The sequence below is a fragment of the Nonomuraea sp. NPDC048892 genome (genome assembly GCF_040649735.1).
Classification (GTDB): Bacteria; Actinomycetota; Actinomycetes; order Streptosporangiales; family Streptosporangiaceae; genus Nonomuraea; species Nonomuraea maheshkhaliensis.
Map to the genome: position 1 here is coordinate 482,205 of NZ_JBEZFZ010000002.1, position 15,526 is coordinate 497,730.

14 protein-coding genes and 1 pseudogene are annotated in these 15,526 nt (G+C 73.1%); 6 read left to right on the forward strand and 9 right to left on the reverse strand.

What is annotated here, in order from left to right:
- The first annotated feature begins 1 nt into the window (after position 1).
- From AB0C28_RS07590 to AB0C28_RS07605, 4 genes are read left to right on the forward strand one after another with little or no spacing between them, the layout of a single operon-like run.
- Positions 2-1,585: an ABC transporter substrate-binding protein gene (locus AB0C28_RS07590; protein WP_357841873.1), complete on the forward strand. Its 1,584-nt coding sequence runs from the start codon at positions 2-4 to the stop codon at positions 1,583-1,585.
- Positions 1,586-2,527: an ABC transporter permease gene (locus AB0C28_RS07595; RefSeq protein ID WP_357841876.1), complete on the forward strand. Its 942-nt coding sequence runs from the start codon at positions 1,586-1,588 to the stop codon at positions 2,525-2,527.
- Positions 2,527-4,341 (forward strand): dipeptide/oligopeptide/nickel ABC transporter permease/ATP-binding protein, encoded by a 1,815-nt coding sequence (locus AB0C28_RS07600; protein ID WP_357841879.1) that lies wholly within the window; start codon positions 2,527-2,529, stop codon positions 4,339-4,341. The genes AB0C28_RS07595 and AB0C28_RS07600 overlap by 1 nt, the downstream gene beginning before the upstream one ends.
- On the forward strand, positions 4,338-5,003 hold the full coding sequence (locus tag AB0C28_RS07605) for an ATP-binding cassette domain-containing protein (protein WP_357841882.1): 666 nt from the start codon (positions 4,338-4,340) through the stop codon (positions 5,001-5,003). The genes AB0C28_RS07600 and AB0C28_RS07605 overlap by 4 nt, the downstream gene beginning before the upstream one ends.
- Here the strand turns inward: AB0C28_RS07605 and menC are convergent.
- Together menC and AB0C28_RS07615 are read right to left on the reverse strand one after the other, a co-directional pair.
- The gene (gene menC, locus AB0C28_RS07610; RefSeq protein WP_357841885.1) at positions 4,993-6,093 is read right to left on the reverse strand and encodes an o-succinylbenzoate synthase; all 1,101 of its coding nucleotides are present in this window, start codon (positions 6,091-6,093) and stop codon (positions 4,993-4,995) included. The genes AB0C28_RS07605 and menC overlap by 11 nt on opposite strands.
- A 13-nt stretch (positions 6,094-6,106) precedes the next feature.
- Positions 6,107-6,889, reverse strand: coding sequence for a GNAT family N-acetyltransferase (locus tag AB0C28_RS07615; RefSeq protein WP_357841888.1), 783 nt, complete (start codon positions 6,887-6,889; stop codon positions 6,107-6,109).
- A gap of 133 nt (positions 6,890-7,022) precedes the next feature.
- Between AB0C28_RS07615 and AB0C28_RS07620 the strand changes: the two genes are divergently transcribed.
- Both AB0C28_RS07620 and AB0C28_RS07625 read left to right on the forward strand, forming a co-directional pair.
- A complete protein-coding gene (locus tag AB0C28_RS07620) occupies positions 7,023-8,030 on the forward strand; it encodes a hypothetical protein (RefSeq protein WP_358073597.1) in 1,008 nt (335 codons plus the stop codon).
- 142 nt (positions 8,031-8,172) lie between these two features.
- Positions 8,173-8,769 carry a hypothetical protein gene (locus tag AB0C28_RS07625; RefSeq protein WP_358073598.1) on the forward strand — a complete coding sequence of 199 codons (597 nt, stop codon included), beginning with the start codon at positions 8,173-8,175 and terminating at the stop codon, positions 8,767-8,769.
- Here AB0C28_RS07625 and AB0C28_RS07630 read toward each other — a convergent pair.
- From AB0C28_RS07630 to AB0C28_RS07660, 7 genes and pseudogenes are all read right to left on the reverse strand, one after another.
- Positions 8,733-9,179: pseudogene (locus tag AB0C28_RS07630) on the reverse strand (cation:proton antiporter); the annotation flags it as partial. The gene AB0C28_RS07625 and the pseudogene AB0C28_RS07630 overlap by 37 nt on opposite strands.
- 85 nt (positions 9,180-9,264) lie before the next feature.
- On the reverse strand, positions 9,265-10,350 hold the full coding sequence (locus AB0C28_RS07635; protein WP_358073397.1) for a M24 family metallopeptidase: 1,086 nt from the start codon (positions 10,348-10,350) through the stop codon (positions 9,265-9,267).
- A complete protein-coding gene (locus AB0C28_RS07640; protein ID WP_346115021.1) occupies positions 10,347-11,255 on the reverse strand; it encodes an ABC transporter ATP-binding protein in 909 nt (302 codons plus the stop codon). Before AB0C28_RS07640 ends, AB0C28_RS07635 begins: the two co-directional genes overlap by 4 nt.
- Positions 11,252-12,025 (reverse strand): ABC transporter ATP-binding protein, encoded by a 774-nt coding sequence (locus AB0C28_RS07645; RefSeq protein ID WP_357841897.1) that lies wholly within the window; start codon positions 12,023-12,025, stop codon positions 11,252-11,254. Before AB0C28_RS07645 ends, AB0C28_RS07640 begins: the two co-directional genes overlap by 4 nt.
- Positions 12,022-12,900: an ABC transporter permease gene (locus tag AB0C28_RS07650; RefSeq protein WP_357841900.1), complete on the reverse strand. Its 879-nt coding sequence runs from the start codon at positions 12,898-12,900 to the stop codon at positions 12,022-12,024. Before AB0C28_RS07650 ends, AB0C28_RS07645 begins: the two co-directional genes overlap by 4 nt.
- Entirely contained in the window at positions 12,897-13,919 is a 1,023-nt protein-coding gene (locus AB0C28_RS07655; protein WP_357841903.1) for an ABC transporter permease, read from the reverse strand. Before AB0C28_RS07655 ends, AB0C28_RS07650 begins: the two co-directional genes overlap by 4 nt.
- Before the next feature lie 12 nt (positions 13,920-13,931).
- Complete coding sequence (locus tag AB0C28_RS07660) at positions 13,932-15,509, reverse strand: ABC transporter substrate-binding protein (RefSeq protein ID WP_357841906.1); 1,578 nt, start codon at positions 15,507-15,509, stop codon at positions 13,932-13,934.
- Between the last annotated feature and the right edge of the window lie 17 nt (positions 15,510-15,526).

Genomic DNA, 15,526 nt, shown 5'->3' on the forward strand with positions numbered 1-15,526 from the left:
CATGAGAACACCGATAGCGGCGGCCCTCACCGCGCTCGCCCTGCTCGCGGCCGCCTGCGGAGGCACAGAAGGGGGTGGCGAAGGGGGTGGCGGGCCGGCCGGGGGCGGCACGTTCACCTACGCCCTCCCGGCCGACCCCGGCGTGCTCGACCCTTCTGGGGCCGTGCTCAACGTCACCATCACCACGCTGTCCCTCGCCTACGACACCCTGGTCGGCGTCTCCAAGGACGGCAAGACCGTGCCCCTCCTGGCGGAGAAGTGGACGGTCGAGCCCGACAAGGTCACCTTCACCATGCGCAAGGACGCCACCTGCTCCGACGGCTCGCCCGTCAAAGCCTCCGACGTGGCCGACAGCGTCAACCACATCGCCGATCCCGCCACCAAGTCGCCCATCTACGGCGTGATCGTGCCCACCGGCATGAAGGCCGAGGCCGACGAGGCGGCCGGCACCGTGACCCTGTCGATGCCGGAGCCGTTCAGCTTCATCCTGGAGACCGCCCGCTCGCTCTACGTCGTCTGCGGCGCGGGTCTCAAGGACCGCTCGCTGCTGCAGCGCGGCACCTCGGGCAGCGGCCCCTACAAGCTCACCGAGGCGGTGCCGGGCGACCACTACACCTTCAAGGCCCGCAGGGAGTACGCCTGGGGCCAGGAGGGCGGCACCGGTAAGGACATCCCGGAGACCGCGGTGGTGAAGATCATGCCGAACGAGCAGACCGCCGCCAACCTGCTCATCTCCGGCGGCCTGAACGGCGCCGTCGTCATCGGCCCCGACCGCGCCCGTCTGGAGGCCGCCCCCGGCATCGGCAAGACGGTCGAACCGCTCCAGAACGGCCAGTTCTTCTACCACCAGGGCGACGACCGGCCCGGCCACGACCCCGCCGTGCGTAAGGCGCTCACCCAGGCCGTCAACCTCAAGGAGCTGGCCGGGATCGCCACCAGCGGCACCGGCAAGCCCGCCACGGGTCTCGTCCTGCACCCGCGCCCCTGCCAGGGCGACTCCGTCACCGGGCACGTGCCGGCCTACGACGAGGCCGCCGCCAAGGCCGCGCTCGACGCGGCGGGCTGGAAGCCCGGCCCCGACGGCGTGCGGGTCAAGGACGGCAAGCGGTTCACCCTGCGCTACCTCTACGCCACCACCAGGGGCGCCGGGACCCAGGCCGCCGCCGAGTACCTGGCCGCCGCCTGGCGCAAGGTCGGCGTCGAGGTGAAGCTGAACGGCCAGATCGACACCAAGCTGGCCGAGTCGCTCAACGCCACCCAGGACTGGGACGTCGTCTGGCTGCCCATCGGAGTCACGCTGCCGAGCCAGCTCATCGGCTTCCTGTCCGGCCCCGGCGCCCCCAAGGGCGCCAACTTCGCGCACCTTTCGAACAAGACGTACGAGAAGCTCGTCGCCGAGGCCGGCCGGGTCCCGGCCACCGAGGGCTGCCCGAAGTGGCTGCAGGCGGAGTCGGCCCTGTTCGACTCGGGCGACCTGGTGCCCGTGGTCGAGCAGACCGTGCTCCAGGCCACCAAGGGCGCCACGTACCAGCAGTACGCCGGGGTGTTCGTGCCCGCCTCGATCCGGCTCACGCAGGGAGGCTAGATGACCCGCCGTCTCGGCGTGCGGCGACTGGTGCGGTTCGCGGTGTCGCTGGGGGTGCTCATGGTGGTGTCGTTCGCGATGATCCACCTGATCCCCGGCGACCCCGTCCGCGCCGCCCTGGGCCCGGCCGCTCCCGTGGAGCTGGTCGAGGCCCGCCGGGCGGCGCTCGGCCTCGACCGGCCGCTGCCGGAGCAGCTCCTCACGTACGTCACCGGCGTCGTGACGGGCGACTTCGGCACCTCGTTCCTCACGGGCGAGCCGGTCAGCGAGGTGATCGTCAGCCGTCTGCCCAACACCCTGTCGCTGGCACTGCTCGCCACCGCCGTGGCGCTGCTGCTCGCCGTGCCGCTCGGGATGTGGGCCGCCGTCCGCACCGAGAACGGCCGCAACCGCGGCACCGAGCTCGGCTTCAGCGCCACCACCGGCACCGCCGTGGCCGTGCCCGAGTTCCTGTACGCCATCGCGCTCGTGACCGTCTTCGCCATCGCGCTCGGCTGGTTCCCACCGGCGGGCAAGGCGGGGCCGCTCACGTACGTGCTGCCCGTCCTGGCCCTGTCGCTGGGCCCGGCCGCCATGATCGCCCGCATCTCGCGCGTGGAGACGCTGCGCGAGCTCGGCAAGGACTACGTGCGGCTGGCCCGCGCCAAACGGCTGCCCGCCGCCCGGCTGCACCTGCGGCACGTGCTGCCCAACACGCTGACCGCCACCCTGACCGTCGGCGGCCTGCTGCTCACCTCGCTCATCGCGGGCGGCGTGCTGGTCGAGTACGTCTTCGCCTGGCCCGGGCTCGGCCTGAAGATCGTCGAGTCCATCACGCAGAAGGACTATCCGGTGGCCCAGGGCGTGATCCTCGTCTACGGCGCCCTCGTGCTGATCGTCAACCTCGCGGTCGACCTGGTGCTCGGAGCGCTCGACCCCACGTCCGCCATCAAGGAGGCCTGATGACCGGCTGGTCGCGCAGGAACGCGCCGGGAGCCGCGGGGGCCGTCATCGTGGCGGCGATGGCCGTGCTGGCCGTCGTGGGCCCGCCCATCTGGGGCGACGAGGCCGTGCGCATCGACGCCGCCGCGATACTCCAAGGATCTACGCCCGGCCACCCGCTCGGCACCGACAACCTCGGCCGCGACCTGCTGGCCAGGGTCCTGGTCGCCGGGCGCTACTCGCTGCTGCTGGCGCTGGCGGCCACCGCCATCGGCGCCACGGCCGGAATCGTGCTCGGCACCCTGCCCTCGGTGCTGCCCAGGCGCGCCGCCCGGCTGGCCACCGGCACGGTCAACGCCCTGGTGGCCTTCCCCGGGCTGCTGCTGGCCATGTTCACCGCGGTCGTCACCGGGCTGGGCGCGCGCGGCGCGGTGCTCGGCATCGGGGCGGCCATCGCCCCCGGCTTCGCCCGGCTCACCCAGACGCTGGCCGCCACCGTCGCGAACTCCGACTACGTCTCGGCCGCGCGCATGCTCGGCGTGCCCCGCCGCCTCATCCTGACCAGGCATGTGCTGCCCAACATCGCCGAGCCGCTCATCCTCAACCTCACCCAGGCGCTCGGCGGCGCGCTGCTCGGCCTGGCCGGGATGTCGTTCCTCGGGCTCGGGGTGCAGCCGCCCGACTTCGACTGGGGCCGGCTGCTGTTCGACGGCTTCCCGCGCATCTACGTCACGCCGGAGGTGGCGCTCGGCCCTGCCGCCGCCGTCGCGCTGGCCGGGATCGGCTTCAACCTGCTCGGCGACGCCCTGGCCAGGGCCGCCGCGCGGACGTCCGTCACCCGCGAGAAGACGCCGGCTCCGCCCACCGCTGAAGACGCCGGCGAGCCGGACCCCGGCGCGGTGCTGGAGGTGCGCGACCTGACCGTCACCTTCCCGGGCGGCGTCACCCCCGTACGGCAGCTCTCGCTGACCGTGGCGCCCGGCGAGATCGTCGGGCTCGTGGGCGAGTCCGGCAGCGGCAAGAGCCTGACCGCCGCCGCCATCGGCGGCCTCGTCCCCTACCCGGGCACCGTCACGCACGCGGCGCTCCGCCTGGGCGGCAGGGACGTCGCCACGCTGTCGGACAAGGAGCTCGGCACCGCGCTCGCCATGGTCTTCCAGGACCCGCTCGCCGCGCTCAACCCGGCGCTCAAGGTGGGCGGGCAGCTGGCCGAGGTGGCCATCGTGCACGAGGGCGCCGACCGCGCCGAGGCGCGCCGCCGCGCCGTGGACCGGCTCGGCCACGTCCACCTGCCGGAACCGGACCGCCGCGCCAAGCAACACCCGCACGAGCTGTCCGGCGGCATGCGGCAGCGCGCCGTGATCGCGATGGGCCTCATGGGCACGCCGCGCCTGATCGTCGCCGACGAGCCCACGACCGCGCTCGACGTGACCGTGCAGCGGCAGATCCTGCGGCTGCTGCGCGAGGTCGTCGAAGAGACGGGCGCGGCCACCCTGTTCATCTCCCACGACATCGCCGTCGTGGGAGAGCTGTGCGACCGGGTCGTGGTCATGTACGCGGGCCGCGTCGTCGAGGAACTGCCCGCCGACCGGCTGGCGGACGGGGCCGCGCACCCGTACACGAAGGCGCTCATCGCCTCCCTGCCCGATCTGGACACCGACCGCTCCACGCCGCTGGCGGGCATCGCCGGCACCCAGCCCGCGCCCGGTCAGGTCGGCCCCGGCTGCGCGTTCGCCCCCCGATGCCCGCTGGCCACCGCCCGATGCGAGTCGGACCGGCCGGAACTCGTCGCGCACGGCCCCAAGCAGCGGGTCGCCTGCTGGGAGGTCAAATGATCATCAAGAACCTGAGCGTGCGCTTCGGCGCCTTCACCGCGGTGGACGACGTCACGCTGGAGATCCCCGACGGCGGCGTCGTCGGGCTCGTCGGCGAGTCGGGATCGGGCAAGTCGACGCTGGCCAGGGCCGTGTGCGGGCTCGTGCCCCACACCGGCACCGTGGAGGGCGCCCGCCGGGTGCAGATGGTCTTCCAGGACCCGTACGCCTCGCTGAACCCGCGCATGACCGTCGGCAGGACCATCGCCGAGGGGGCGGGCGCCGGCGAGGTGGAGCGGCTGCTCGGCCTCGTCCGCCTGCCCGCCGAGCTGGCCGGGCGCTACCCGCGCGAGCTGTCGGGCGGGCAGCGCCAGCGCGTGGCCATCGCCCGTGCGCTCGGCGGCGACCCCGGACTGCTGGTCGCCGACGAGATCACCAGTTCGCTCGACGTGTCCGTGCAGGGAGCGGTGCTCAACCTGGTCCGCGGGCTGTGCGACGAGCTGGGGCTGACGATGCTGTTCATCTCGCACAACCTGGCCGTGGTCAGGTACGTCGCCGACGTGGTCGCCGTCATGCACCACGGCCGCCTGGTCGAGGTCGGGCCCACCGAACAGGTCGTCGGCGAGCCCGCGCACGAATACACCCGCAGCCTGCTGGCCGCGGTGCCCAGGCTCAGAGGGTGATCCACTCCGTGGCCGTCGTCACCTCGTCGAGCACGGCCGGGATCGGCTCGACGCCCAGCCCCGGCCCCGTGGGCACCTCCAGGTGCCCGTCCGCCAGCTCGAACGGCTCGGTGACGTCGGTGGCGTAGTAGCGCCGCGAGCCGGAGGTGTCGCCCGGCAGCGTGAACCCCGGCAGGGCGGCCAGCGCCACGTTGGCCGCCCGGCCCAGGCCGGTCTCCAGCATGCCGCCGCACCACACCGCGACGCCGTTGGCCCGGCACAGGTCGTGGATGCGCCGAGCCTCCAGGTAGCCGCCGATCCGGCCCGGCTTGATGTTGATGATCGAGCACGACCCGAGCGCGATGGCCGCGGCGGCGTGCTCGGCCGACTCGATCGACTCGTCCAGGCAGACCGGCGTCCGCAGTTGCGTGGCCAGTTTGGCGTGCTGGACCAGGTCGTCGTTGGCCAGCGGCTGCTCGATCAGCAGCAGGTCGAACGGGTCGAGCCGGGCCAGGTGGCGGGCGTCGGTGAGGGAGTAGGCGGCGTTCGCGTCCACCTGGAGCAGCACGTCGTCGCCGAAGCGCTCGCGCACCGCCCGCACCGGCTCGACGTCCCAGCCGGGCTCGATCTTCAGCTTGATCCGGACGTAGCCCTCGTCGAGGAAGCCTGCCACGGCGTCGAGGAGCTGCGGGACGGAGTCCATGATGCCGACCGACACCCCGCACGGCACACGCGTCCTGGCCGCGCCGAGGAAGCGGCCGAACGACTGGCCCGCCGCCCGCAGCTGCGCGTCCAGCACGGCCGTCTCCACCGCCGCCTTGGCCATGCGGTGCCCCTTGATCGGTTCGAGGGCGCGGCCGACGTCCTGCGCGTCGAGGGTCCGCGGCAGCCTCGGCAGCAGGAAACGGCGGATCACCTCGGCGGCGCCGTCGACGTACTCGGAGGAGTAGAGCGGCCCGGACATCGCCACGCACTCGCCCCAGCCCTCCGCGTCGGGCGTCACCACCCGCACCAGCAGGATGTCACGGGAGGTCTCGGTGCCGAACGAGGTGCGGAACGGCGCCACCAGCGGCATCGCGATCCGCCGCAGCTCTACTCCGGTGATCTTCACTTGCTCTCCCACTTCATCGTCTCTCCAACACGTAGTACGACTTCCCGCAGAACCCCGTGACCCGGCGGCCCTGCGCCATCAGGCCCCCCAGCACCTCGCGCACGGCGTGCCGCCACGCCTTGCCGATGCCCGGGTCGGCCCGGCGCAACCCCTCGATGTCGGCCGGCACCGCGACCAGCACGGTGTCGGCGTCGTCGGATCCCTGCACCGGGCGCCCGCCCTCGTCGGCCAGCGCCACCACCGCGTCGCGGGGGACCGGCACCACGTACGGCTCCCGCCGCGCCAGCGCCTCCACGTGCGGCGCGCTCAGCGGCCAGGACGCCAGCAGCCGGTCCGACTCGTCGCCCTGGTTGATCGCGTCCTCCATGACGCCGTAGAAGGCCGGCAGGTACTCCACCGGCCTGGCCCCCAGCTTGGCCAGGTTGAAGTGCGCGTTGCGGCGCACCAGGGGGTCGTAGGTCCAGGTGATGCGCTCCAGGCCGCGCTCCAGGGCCCAGCGCCGCTGGTGCTGCTTGAGCTCGAACCCGATGCCGTGCCCGGCCGTCGCGCCCGTGACGTGGGAGTGCAGCGCGCCCCCTGCCGCCAGGAACCCCACGGAGGCGCCGACCATGCGCCCGTCCTCGAACGCCCCGGCCACGTAGCCGCCGGCGTGCGCCAGCGCCCGCATCAGCTCCAGTGTGATGGGCGGGTCGCCGGAGCCGAAGTGCCAGATGCCGTCGAACAGCGCGTGCACGCCTTCGAGCTCCGGTATCTCGTGGAGCTCCCTGACCTCGATCAACGGCCGACCCTTTCTCACGGACATCTCCTTGGCGACGCTATGCCATCGCCGTTCGCCGGTGTTCGTGCGGATTCACCAAGACGACCCCGCCCTTTCGTGGCCCCGCCCTATCAGGGGGCGGACGGCGGTTGTGCGGTTCTAGTCTGCCCGGGTGGAAGAAGAGCTCATGACCGTGTTCGGCGGGGTTGACGCCGTGCTCGAACCGCTCACGCACAACCCGAACAACGCCGTCACCCGAGGCATCTGGCGCGCCCGCGCCGGCTCCCGTACGGCGGTGCTCAAGGTCCTGACCAGGCGCAAGGAGGCGCCCGCCGGGTGGGAGCACTCCGAGGACCCGCGGCACTGGAACTACTGGCGCAGGGAGGCCGACGTGTACGCGAGCGGCCTGCCGGGCCTCTGGGCCGGCACCGGGCTGCGCGCGCCCCGGCTGCTGGAGCTGGCCGAGCGGCCGGACGGCGACCTGGCGCTGTGGACCGAGGACGTCGCGGGAGCGCCGGGCACCACGTGGGACGTCGCCCGCCACGCGCGCCTCGGACACCAGCTCGGCCTGGCGCAGGGGGCGGCGACGCCCGTGGAACGGCCGTGGCTGAGCCGGTCCTTCCTGCGGGACTACCTGGAGGCCAGGCGGGTCCCGTACGAGCTGCTGGACGACGACGCCGCCTGGCGGCAGCCCCTGGTGGCCGCGAACTTCCCGCCGGAGCTGCGCGGCGAGCTGATCCGGCTGCACCGCGACCGCGAGGAGTTCCTGGCCGTCATGGAGTCGCTGCCGAGGGCGCTGTGCCACCTCGACCTGTGGCCGAGCAACGTCATCGACGCGGGCGGCGAGAGCGTGCTGCTGGACTGGGCGTTCACCGGCGACGGCGCGCTCGGGGAGGACGTCGGCAATCACATCCCCGACAGCGTCTTCGACCTGTTCCTGCCCGCCGCCCTGCTGCCCGAGCTGGACGCGGCCGTCTACGGGGCCTATCTTCGCGGGCTTCGGGAGTCGGGGTGGCGCGGTGACGAGCGGCTGGTGCGGCTGGCCGTGTGCGCGTCGGCGGTCAAGTACGACTTCCTGGCGCCGCTGATGCTGCGGCAGGCGGGGGAGGCGCAGCTCGACTACGGCGGCTCCCGCCGGTGGACGCCACCCGCCGTTACCGGGAACGCGGCGCGGCCCTGATGTTCCTGGCGGGCTGGGCGGACGAGGCCAGAAAACTGGCCGCCGCCGTCCTCTGAGCCGAAGGCGGGGGGCAGGGCCGGCTTCAGCGCTGGTTTCAGGGCCGGCTTCAGCGCTGGCTTTAGGGCCGGCATCTGGCGCCGGGGTGGCGCGGGACGGGTCAGCGCCAGCTTCTGGCGTCGAGGCGGCGCAGGACGCGGGAGACCACCGCCGGGTCGGCGCCCGGTCCCGGCGCGCCTCCAGGACCACCTGCCGGGCGGCGGACAACATCTCGCCCTGCACCCGCCGCACCAGCTTGATCCGCCGGGCCCGCTGCTCGTACGCCTCGCGCCGCTCGTCGTCGGCGATCTCGGGGCTGATCCGCAGGCCCAGGTCCATCATGCGCCGGGTCAGCAGCTCGACCACCTCCTCGGGCAGGTCCTCGGCCTCGTCGATCTGCCGCAGCCGCCGCTTGGCCGCCCTGGCCGCCTCGACCGCCAGCCGCTTCTCCAGCTCCCGCTCGGCCGCCGTGTCGCCCTTCACTCCGAGCCTGGTCACCAGCCACGGCAAGGTCAGCCCCTGCACGATCAGCGTCACCAGGATGACCGCGAAGGAGATGAACACGATGACCGCCCGCTCGGGGAACGGCCCGCCGCCCTCCGTCTCCACCAGCACGGCCACCACGGCCGACAGCACGAACTCGGTCAGCGCACCCGGCCACGAGAAGGTGCCGGTCACGGCCGCCGCGATGGCCACGTGGTAGAGCACGATCGCGGTGACGTCGTTGAACAGGCCCTCGCCTTCGAGTAGCGACACCAGGCGCCTGGGCAGCCCGAGCCGGCCCGCCACCGCCGTGGCCGCGACCGGGTCGGGCGGCGCCACCAGCGCGCCCATGGCCACCGCCGCCGCCAGCGGCAGCCCGGGCACGAGCGCGTCCGCGACCGCCGCCACGGCCGCCGTGGTCACGAAGACGAGCGCCACGGCGAGCAGGAAGATCGGCTGCCGGCTGGCCGCGAACTGCCGCCACGAGGTGCGCTGGACGGCCGCGTACAGCAGGGGAGGCAGCAGGGGAGGCAGCAGGGGAGGCAGCAGCAGCGGCAGCACGATGCCGGGCGGTACGTCCACGTTCGGGACGAAGGGCAGGGCGGCCAGCACGATGCCCAGCAGCGTCATCAGGACAGGCGGGGGCAGCCCGAGCCGCTCACCCACCGGTACGGTGACCAGCGTAGTCGAGCGCTCCCGTACGGCGGCGCAGGGGCTAACGGTCGAGAACGTGCAGCGTGTGCGGGCTGGAGCCGAGCGGCACGGGGCCCCGTTCCGCGCAGGCCACCACGTCCGCCACCCGGGCCCCGAACAGGTCGGGCACGTAGATGGCCGGTTCGAGGCAGAACGTCATCCCGGCCGCCAGCATGGTGTCCTCGCCGTCCCTCGGCCCCTCGTCGGGCCCGAGGCCGACACCCCGGCAGGTGCGGGGTGCGGCGAAGCGCCCGTACCCGCTGCCGTCGATCACCTCGCCGACCGCCCGCGCCACCTCCGCCACCGCGACGCCCGGCCGCACCGCCCCCAGCCCGGCCCGGTAGGCCGCCGTCACCACGGAGTACATCGCCTCGAAGTCCTCCGGCGGCTCGGCCACCACGAACACCCTGGCCACCTCGGCGCAGTAGCCGCCCCACCGCCCGCACACCGACACCGTCACCGCGTCGCCGGGATTGATCACCCGCTCGCCCGGCACGTGCGCGGGCCGCGCCGTGTGCTCGCCCGCCGCCACCCGCAGCGCGACCAGCTCCTCGCAGCCCGACTCCGCCAGCAGCACCCGCAGCCGGTGCGCCATCGCCCGCTCGGTCGCCCCGAACCAGGCCAGCTCACGCGCCCGCGCCAGCACCCCCTCCGCGGCGGCCACCGCCCGGCCGATGGCCTCCACCTCGTACGGCTCCTTACGCAGCCGCAGCGGCGCCAGCACCGACGAGGCGGGCACGAGCTCGGCCTCGATCGCCATCCCGAACAGCTCCCGGACCCGCATCTCCGGATCCACCCCGACCCGCCGCGCCCCCTCGGGCACCAGCCCGGCCGGATCGGCGGTCTCGGCCACCGCGTCGCCCGTCACGACGATGAACGCCCCCGCCCGGCTGTCGGGACCCCCGCCCAGGAACCGGTAGTCCGGCGAGGGCCGCAGCACCAGCGCGTCCACCCCGGCCCCCGCCATCGCCTCCCGCACCGCCGCCACCCGGCCGCTCACGGCGTCGTGCGGCTCTCCGGCGTCCGCCACCCGGCCGCTCACCGCCTCGTGCGGGCCCCCGGCGTCCGCCGCCCGGCCGCCTACGGCGTCGCACGGTTCGCGGCTCACTTGGGCTCGTGCAGCCAGCAGGCGACCGGCCCGAAGTCCGGCTCCTTCTCGCGGCACACGTCCATCACCATCGGGCAGCGCGGGCTGAACCGGCATCCGCCCGGCGGGTTCGCCGGATCGGGCACGTCCCCCGGCAGCTCGGCGGGCAGCACGCCCAGCCCGTCCGGCTTGGGGATCGCCCCCAGCAGCGCCTTCGTGTACGGGTGCCGCGGCTCGGCCCACACCTCGGCCGTGTCGCCCACCTCGACGATCTTGCCCAGGTACATGACCGCGATCCGGTCCGCGATCAGCCGCACCACCGACAGGTCGTGGCTGATGAACAGCAGCCCCGCCCCCGACTCCACGGCCAGGTCCCGCATCAGCCTGGCCACCTGCGCCTGCGCGGAGGCGTCCAGGGCCGAGATCGGCTCGTCGCCGATCAGCAGCCGCGGCCTGGCCGCCAGCGCCCGCGCGATGGCGATGCGCTGCCGCTGCCCGCCGGAGAACTCGTGCGGGTGCCGCCCCGCGAAGTCGCGCGGAAGCCCGACGCGTTCCAGCAGGTCGGCGGGGGTGGTGGCGGTGTCGCGCGAGGTGCGCAGCCCGTCGGCGATCTGCTCGCCCACCCGCCGCCTGGGGTTCAGCGACGCGTACGGGTCCTGGAACACCATCTGGATCCCGGTCAGTTTCCTGCGGCGCAGCCCGAGCGGGGTGACCGGCTGCCCGTCGAAGGCGACCGAGCCTGCCGTGATCGGGTTCAGCCCGCAGACCGCGCGGGCCAGCGTCGACTTGCCGCAGCCGGACTCGCCGACCAGCCCGACGACCTCGCCGGGATGGACCGCCAGGCTGGCCCCGGCCACCGCCCGCACCACGGGCCGGCCGGGGGAGCGGTGCTCGACCACCAGGTCGTCAATGGTCAGCAGGCTCATGACAGCTCCGTATCAGGCAGGGAGTCCAGCAGCGAGCGGGTGTAGGGGTGCTCGGGCTCGCGCAGCACACGGGCGCGCGGCCCCGACTCCACCACCAGACCGTCCTTCATCACGCTCACCTCGTCCGCGACGGCCGACATGACGCCCAGGTCGTGCGTCACGAGCAGCACCGCCAGCCCCAGCTCGTCGCAGAGGCCGCGCAGCAGCCGCAGCACACCCGCCTGGACGGTCACGTCCAGCGCGGTCGTGGGCTCGTCGGCGATCAGCACCTTCGGCGAGCAGGCCAGGGCGACGGCGATGGCGATGCGCTGCCGCATCCCGCCGGAGAACTGGTGCGGGAAGCGCCCGTACGCCTCCGCCGGGCCCGGGATGCGCACCTTGCCGAGCAGCTCCACCGCCCGCGCCTTCGCCTCCGCCTTGCCCAGGCCGAGATGGTGACGCATGTGCTCGGTGAGCTGCTTGCCGATCGTCAGCATCGGGTGCAGGCTCGTCGCCGGGTCCTGGAAGACCATGGCGACCTCGCCGCCGCGCACCCGGTTGAGCTCCTTGGGCGGCAGCGTCAGCAGGTCGCGCTCGCCGAGCCGGATCGCGCCCGTGGTCCGCGCGCCGTGCGGCAGCAGCCCCAGCACGGCCAGCCCGGTCATCGTCTTGCCCGAGCCGCTCTCCCCGGCCAGGCCGTGCACCCGGCCCTCTGACAGCCGCAGGTCGACGCCGCGCAGGATGTCCTTCCCGCCGATCGACACCTTCAGCTCGGTGATGTCCAGCGTCACAGCGCACGCTCCTTGATCGCGCGGGCCGTACGGGGGTCGAGGGCGTCGCGCAGGGTGTCGCCGAGGAAGTTGAACGCCAGCACCACGGTCAAAATCGCCAGACCGGGGAACGTCGCCACCCACCAGCTGTCGAACACCTCGACGCCGGAGGCGACCATCGCCCCCCACTCGGGCGAGGGCGGCTTGGCGCCCAGGCCCAGGAACGACAGCCCGGACAGCAGCAGCAGCGCCGTGCCGATGTCGAGCGTGGCCAGCACCAGCACCGGGCCGGTCACGTTCGGCAGCACGTCGACCCGCAGCGAGCGCCACACCGAGAAGCCCAGCAGCCGCCCGCTCAGCACGAACTCCCGCTCCCGCACGCCCAGCACCAGCCCGCGCGTCACCCGCGCGTAGGCGGGCCAGGCGACGACGAGCACGGCCAGCACCGCGTTCGTCAGGCTCGCGCCGAGCGCCGCGGCCACCACCATGGCCAGGATGACCGTGGGGAAGGCGAACACCAGGTCCGCCACCCGCATGATCGTCTCGTCCACCCAGCGGCCGAAGTACCCGGCGCACGCGCCGAGCAGGCCGCCGATCAGCACCGACAGCGCCACCAGCAGCAGCGTCAGCGGGATCGACACGCGCGCCCCGTACATGACCCGGCTGAGGATGTCGCGGCCGAGCTGGTCGGTGCCGAACCAGTGGCCGGGCCCTGGAGCGGCCAGCCGCGGCAGTTCCTGGGCGAGGGGGTCGTGCGGCGCCAGCGCGGGCGCGGCCAGCGCGACCACGAGCCAGGCGACGACCAGCACGCCGCCGACGACGGCCAGCGGCTGGCGCCACGCCTCCGGCAGCCTGCGCAGCAGGCCTTTGCGCGCGAGGGGGTCGCGCCGTCTCATTGGAGCCTCACTCGGGGATCGATGACGCCGTACAGGACGTCCACGATCAGGTTGATGACCAGGTACACGATGCCCACCACGAGGCCGACGCCCATGACGGCGGGCAGGTCGAGGGTGGTGGCGCTCTTGTAGGCGTACTGGCCGACGCCCGGCCAGGCGAAGATCGCCTCGACCAGCACGGTGCCGGACAGCAGGCTGCCGAAGGCCAGGCCTGCCACGGTGATGATGGGCACCAGGGCCGAGCGCAGCACGTACCGGAACAGGATCGTGCGCCCTGGCAGGCCCTTGGCCCTCGCGGCGCGCACGTAGTCCTGCCCCAGCACCTCCAGCACCGCCGAGCGGGTGAACCTGGTCAGCAGCCCGATCGTGTAGAGCGCCAGCACCAGGGCGGGTGTGACGAGGTGGCCGGCGGCGGAGGCGAAGATGTCCCACCGGCCGGCCAGCAGCGCGTCCACCGTCTGCAGGCCGGTCACGGGCGGCGCCAGGCCGAGCGCGACGTCCACCCGGCCGCTGCCCGGGGTGAGCTGCAGCCGGTAGAAGAACACGTAGAACGCCAGCAGCGCCAGCCAGAACGTCGGCACGGAGATGCCGATCAGGCTCAGCACCCGCAGCGCGTGATCCGGGAGACGGTCCCTGCGCAGCGCCGCCACCACGCCGAAGCCCACGCCCAGCACGAGCGAGACCAGGATCGCCGCGCCCGCCAGCTCCAGCGTGGCCGGGACGAACTCGGCCAGATCCTGACTCACCGGGCGGTGGCTCTGCTGGCTCATGCCCAGGTCGCCCTGGACCAGGCCCTGGAGGTGGATGAGGTACTGCTGCCAGAGCGGCTTGTCCAGGCCGTGCTCGGCCCGCCACTGCGCCACGATGGCGGGATCGCCCAGGGCCCGCTGGCCGAGGTTGGCGGCCACGGGGTCACCCGGGACGAGGTTCGTCAGCACGAACGTCACCAGGGTGATGCCCCAGGCCATCAGCACGGCCAGCAGGATCCGCCGGATCAGGAACCGCGCGAGCGGATGCACCCTGTGCCGCCCTTACTTCGCGCCGAGGTCGGCGACGTCCACCGTCCACACGGGGTGGTACTCGAGGCCGGTCACCGACGCGGCGGTCACGATGTTCTGGCCCGGCTGGATCAGCGGCACGAACGGGCCCGAGGCGTTCAGCTTCGTCTGGACGTCCACGTACGCGGCCCCGCGCGCCTCGTCGCCGATCGTGACGGCGGCCTTGTCGCCCGCGGCCTCGATCTCCTTCGCCGCGCCCTTCTTCCAGCCGGCCCGCAGGCCCACCGTCTTACCGGGCAGGAAGGCGAGGTAGTCGCTCGGGTCGGGGTAGTCGGGGCCCCAGTACCACAGGCCCATCTCCTCCTTGCCGTTGCGGTAGTTGTCCAGCGCCGTCGTGACCGGCGCCGGCTGCAGGTCGACCGTGATGCCGACCTCCTTGAGGTTGGCCTGGATGCGCTCGGCCAGCGGCTGGAACGACAGGCCGTTCACGGTCAGCTCGCTCGGGTACTCCAGCTTGACCGTCGGGTTGGACAGCCCGCTGGCGGCCAGCGCCGCCTTGGCGCCCTCGACGTCGCGCTTGGCCCCCTGGTCGGCGGGCAGGGCGCCGAGGAGCTGCGACGGGATCACGCCGGGGGCCTGCGTCGAGCCCTCGCCGGCCAGCTCCAGCAGTCCGGCGTAGTCCACGCCCTTGCGCACGGCCTCGACGAACTTGGGGTTCGTGGTCGTCTTGCTGATGCCGGAGTCCTGGTTGGCCAGCAGGAAGATGACGTTCGCCGACGGGGTCTTCTTCACCTGGAGGGTCGCGGGCATGCCGGTGACCTGGTCGCCCGACAGGTTGAGCGCCACCTGGCTGTCACCGCGCTGGACGTTCAGCTTCTGGGTGGCGGCCTCGACGTTGCGGATGACGACCTTGTCGTAGGCGGGCTTGGTCCCGTAGTACTTCGGGTTCGCCTTGAGCGTGACCTGGCTGCTCACGTTGAACGACTCGATCTGGTATGGGCCCGAGCCGGCCGAGGAGGCGTTCAGGTACTGCTCGGCCTTGTCCTGCGGGTCCGTCGTCGCACCGTTCTGCTTGGCGAGCTTGCTGTTGATGATGCCGAGGGCCGGGTTCGGCAGGATGAACGGCAGGGCCGGGTTGGCCGCCTTCGACGTCAGCGTGATCGTCGAGTCGTCGGTCTTGGCCACCTCGACGCCGTCCAGCAGGAAGGACGGCGTACCCTTCATGTCACGCACCCGCGTGAGCGAGAACACCACGTCGTCGGCCGTCAGCGGTGAGCCGTCGGCGAACGTGGCCCCCTGCTTCAGCTTGAGCGTCAGCGTCTTGCCGTCCTCGGACAGCTCGTACGACTCGGCCAGCGCCGGCACCGGCTTGGTCACGTCGGCCCCGTCGAACGTCAGCAGCGTCTCGTAGACCGCCTTGCCGATGATCAGGCCGGTCGGCTCGTACGTGCGGCCCGGGTCGGCCGTCTTGAGGTCGAAGGAGGTGTCGATGACGAGGGTCTTGCCCCCGGCCGCGGCCGGGGTCTGCGAGGTGCCGCCGCCGCTTCCGCAGGCGGCGAGGGCGAGTGCACCGGCGAGCAGCACAGCCGCCGTCTGCGAGCGGGTCGCCATGTAGTTCCTCCAAAATT

Excerpts from the sequence above, each read along its gene's own strand:
- AB0C28_RS07590 (WP_357841873.1), top strand. The coding sequence starts at position 2 with ATGAGAACACCGATAGCGGCGGCCCTCACCGCGCTCGCCCTGCTCGCG.
- AB0C28_RS07595 (WP_357841876.1), top strand. The coding sequence starts at position 1,586 with ATGACCCGCCGTCTCGGCGTGCGGCGACTGGTGCGGTTCGCGGTGTCG.
- AB0C28_RS07600 (WP_357841879.1), top strand. The coding sequence starts at position 2,527 with ATGACCGGCTGGTCGCGCAGGAACGCGCCGGGAGCCGCGGGGGCCGTC.
- AB0C28_RS07605 (WP_357841882.1), top strand. The coding sequence starts at position 4,338 with ATGATCATCAAGAACCTGAGCGTGCGCTTCGGCGCCTTCACCGCGGTG.
- AB0C28_RS07640 (WP_346115021.1), bottom strand. The coding sequence starts at position 11,255 with ATGAGCCTGCTGACCATTGACGACCTGGTGGTCGAGCACCGCTCCCCC.
- AB0C28_RS07650 (WP_357841900.1), bottom strand. The coding sequence starts at position 12,900 with ATGAGACGGCGCGACCCCCTCGCGCGCAAAGGCCTGCTGCGCAGGCTG.
- AB0C28_RS07660 (WP_357841906.1), bottom strand. The coding sequence starts at position 15,509 with ATGGCGACCCGCTCGCAGACGGCGGCTGTGCTGCTCGCCGGTGCACTC.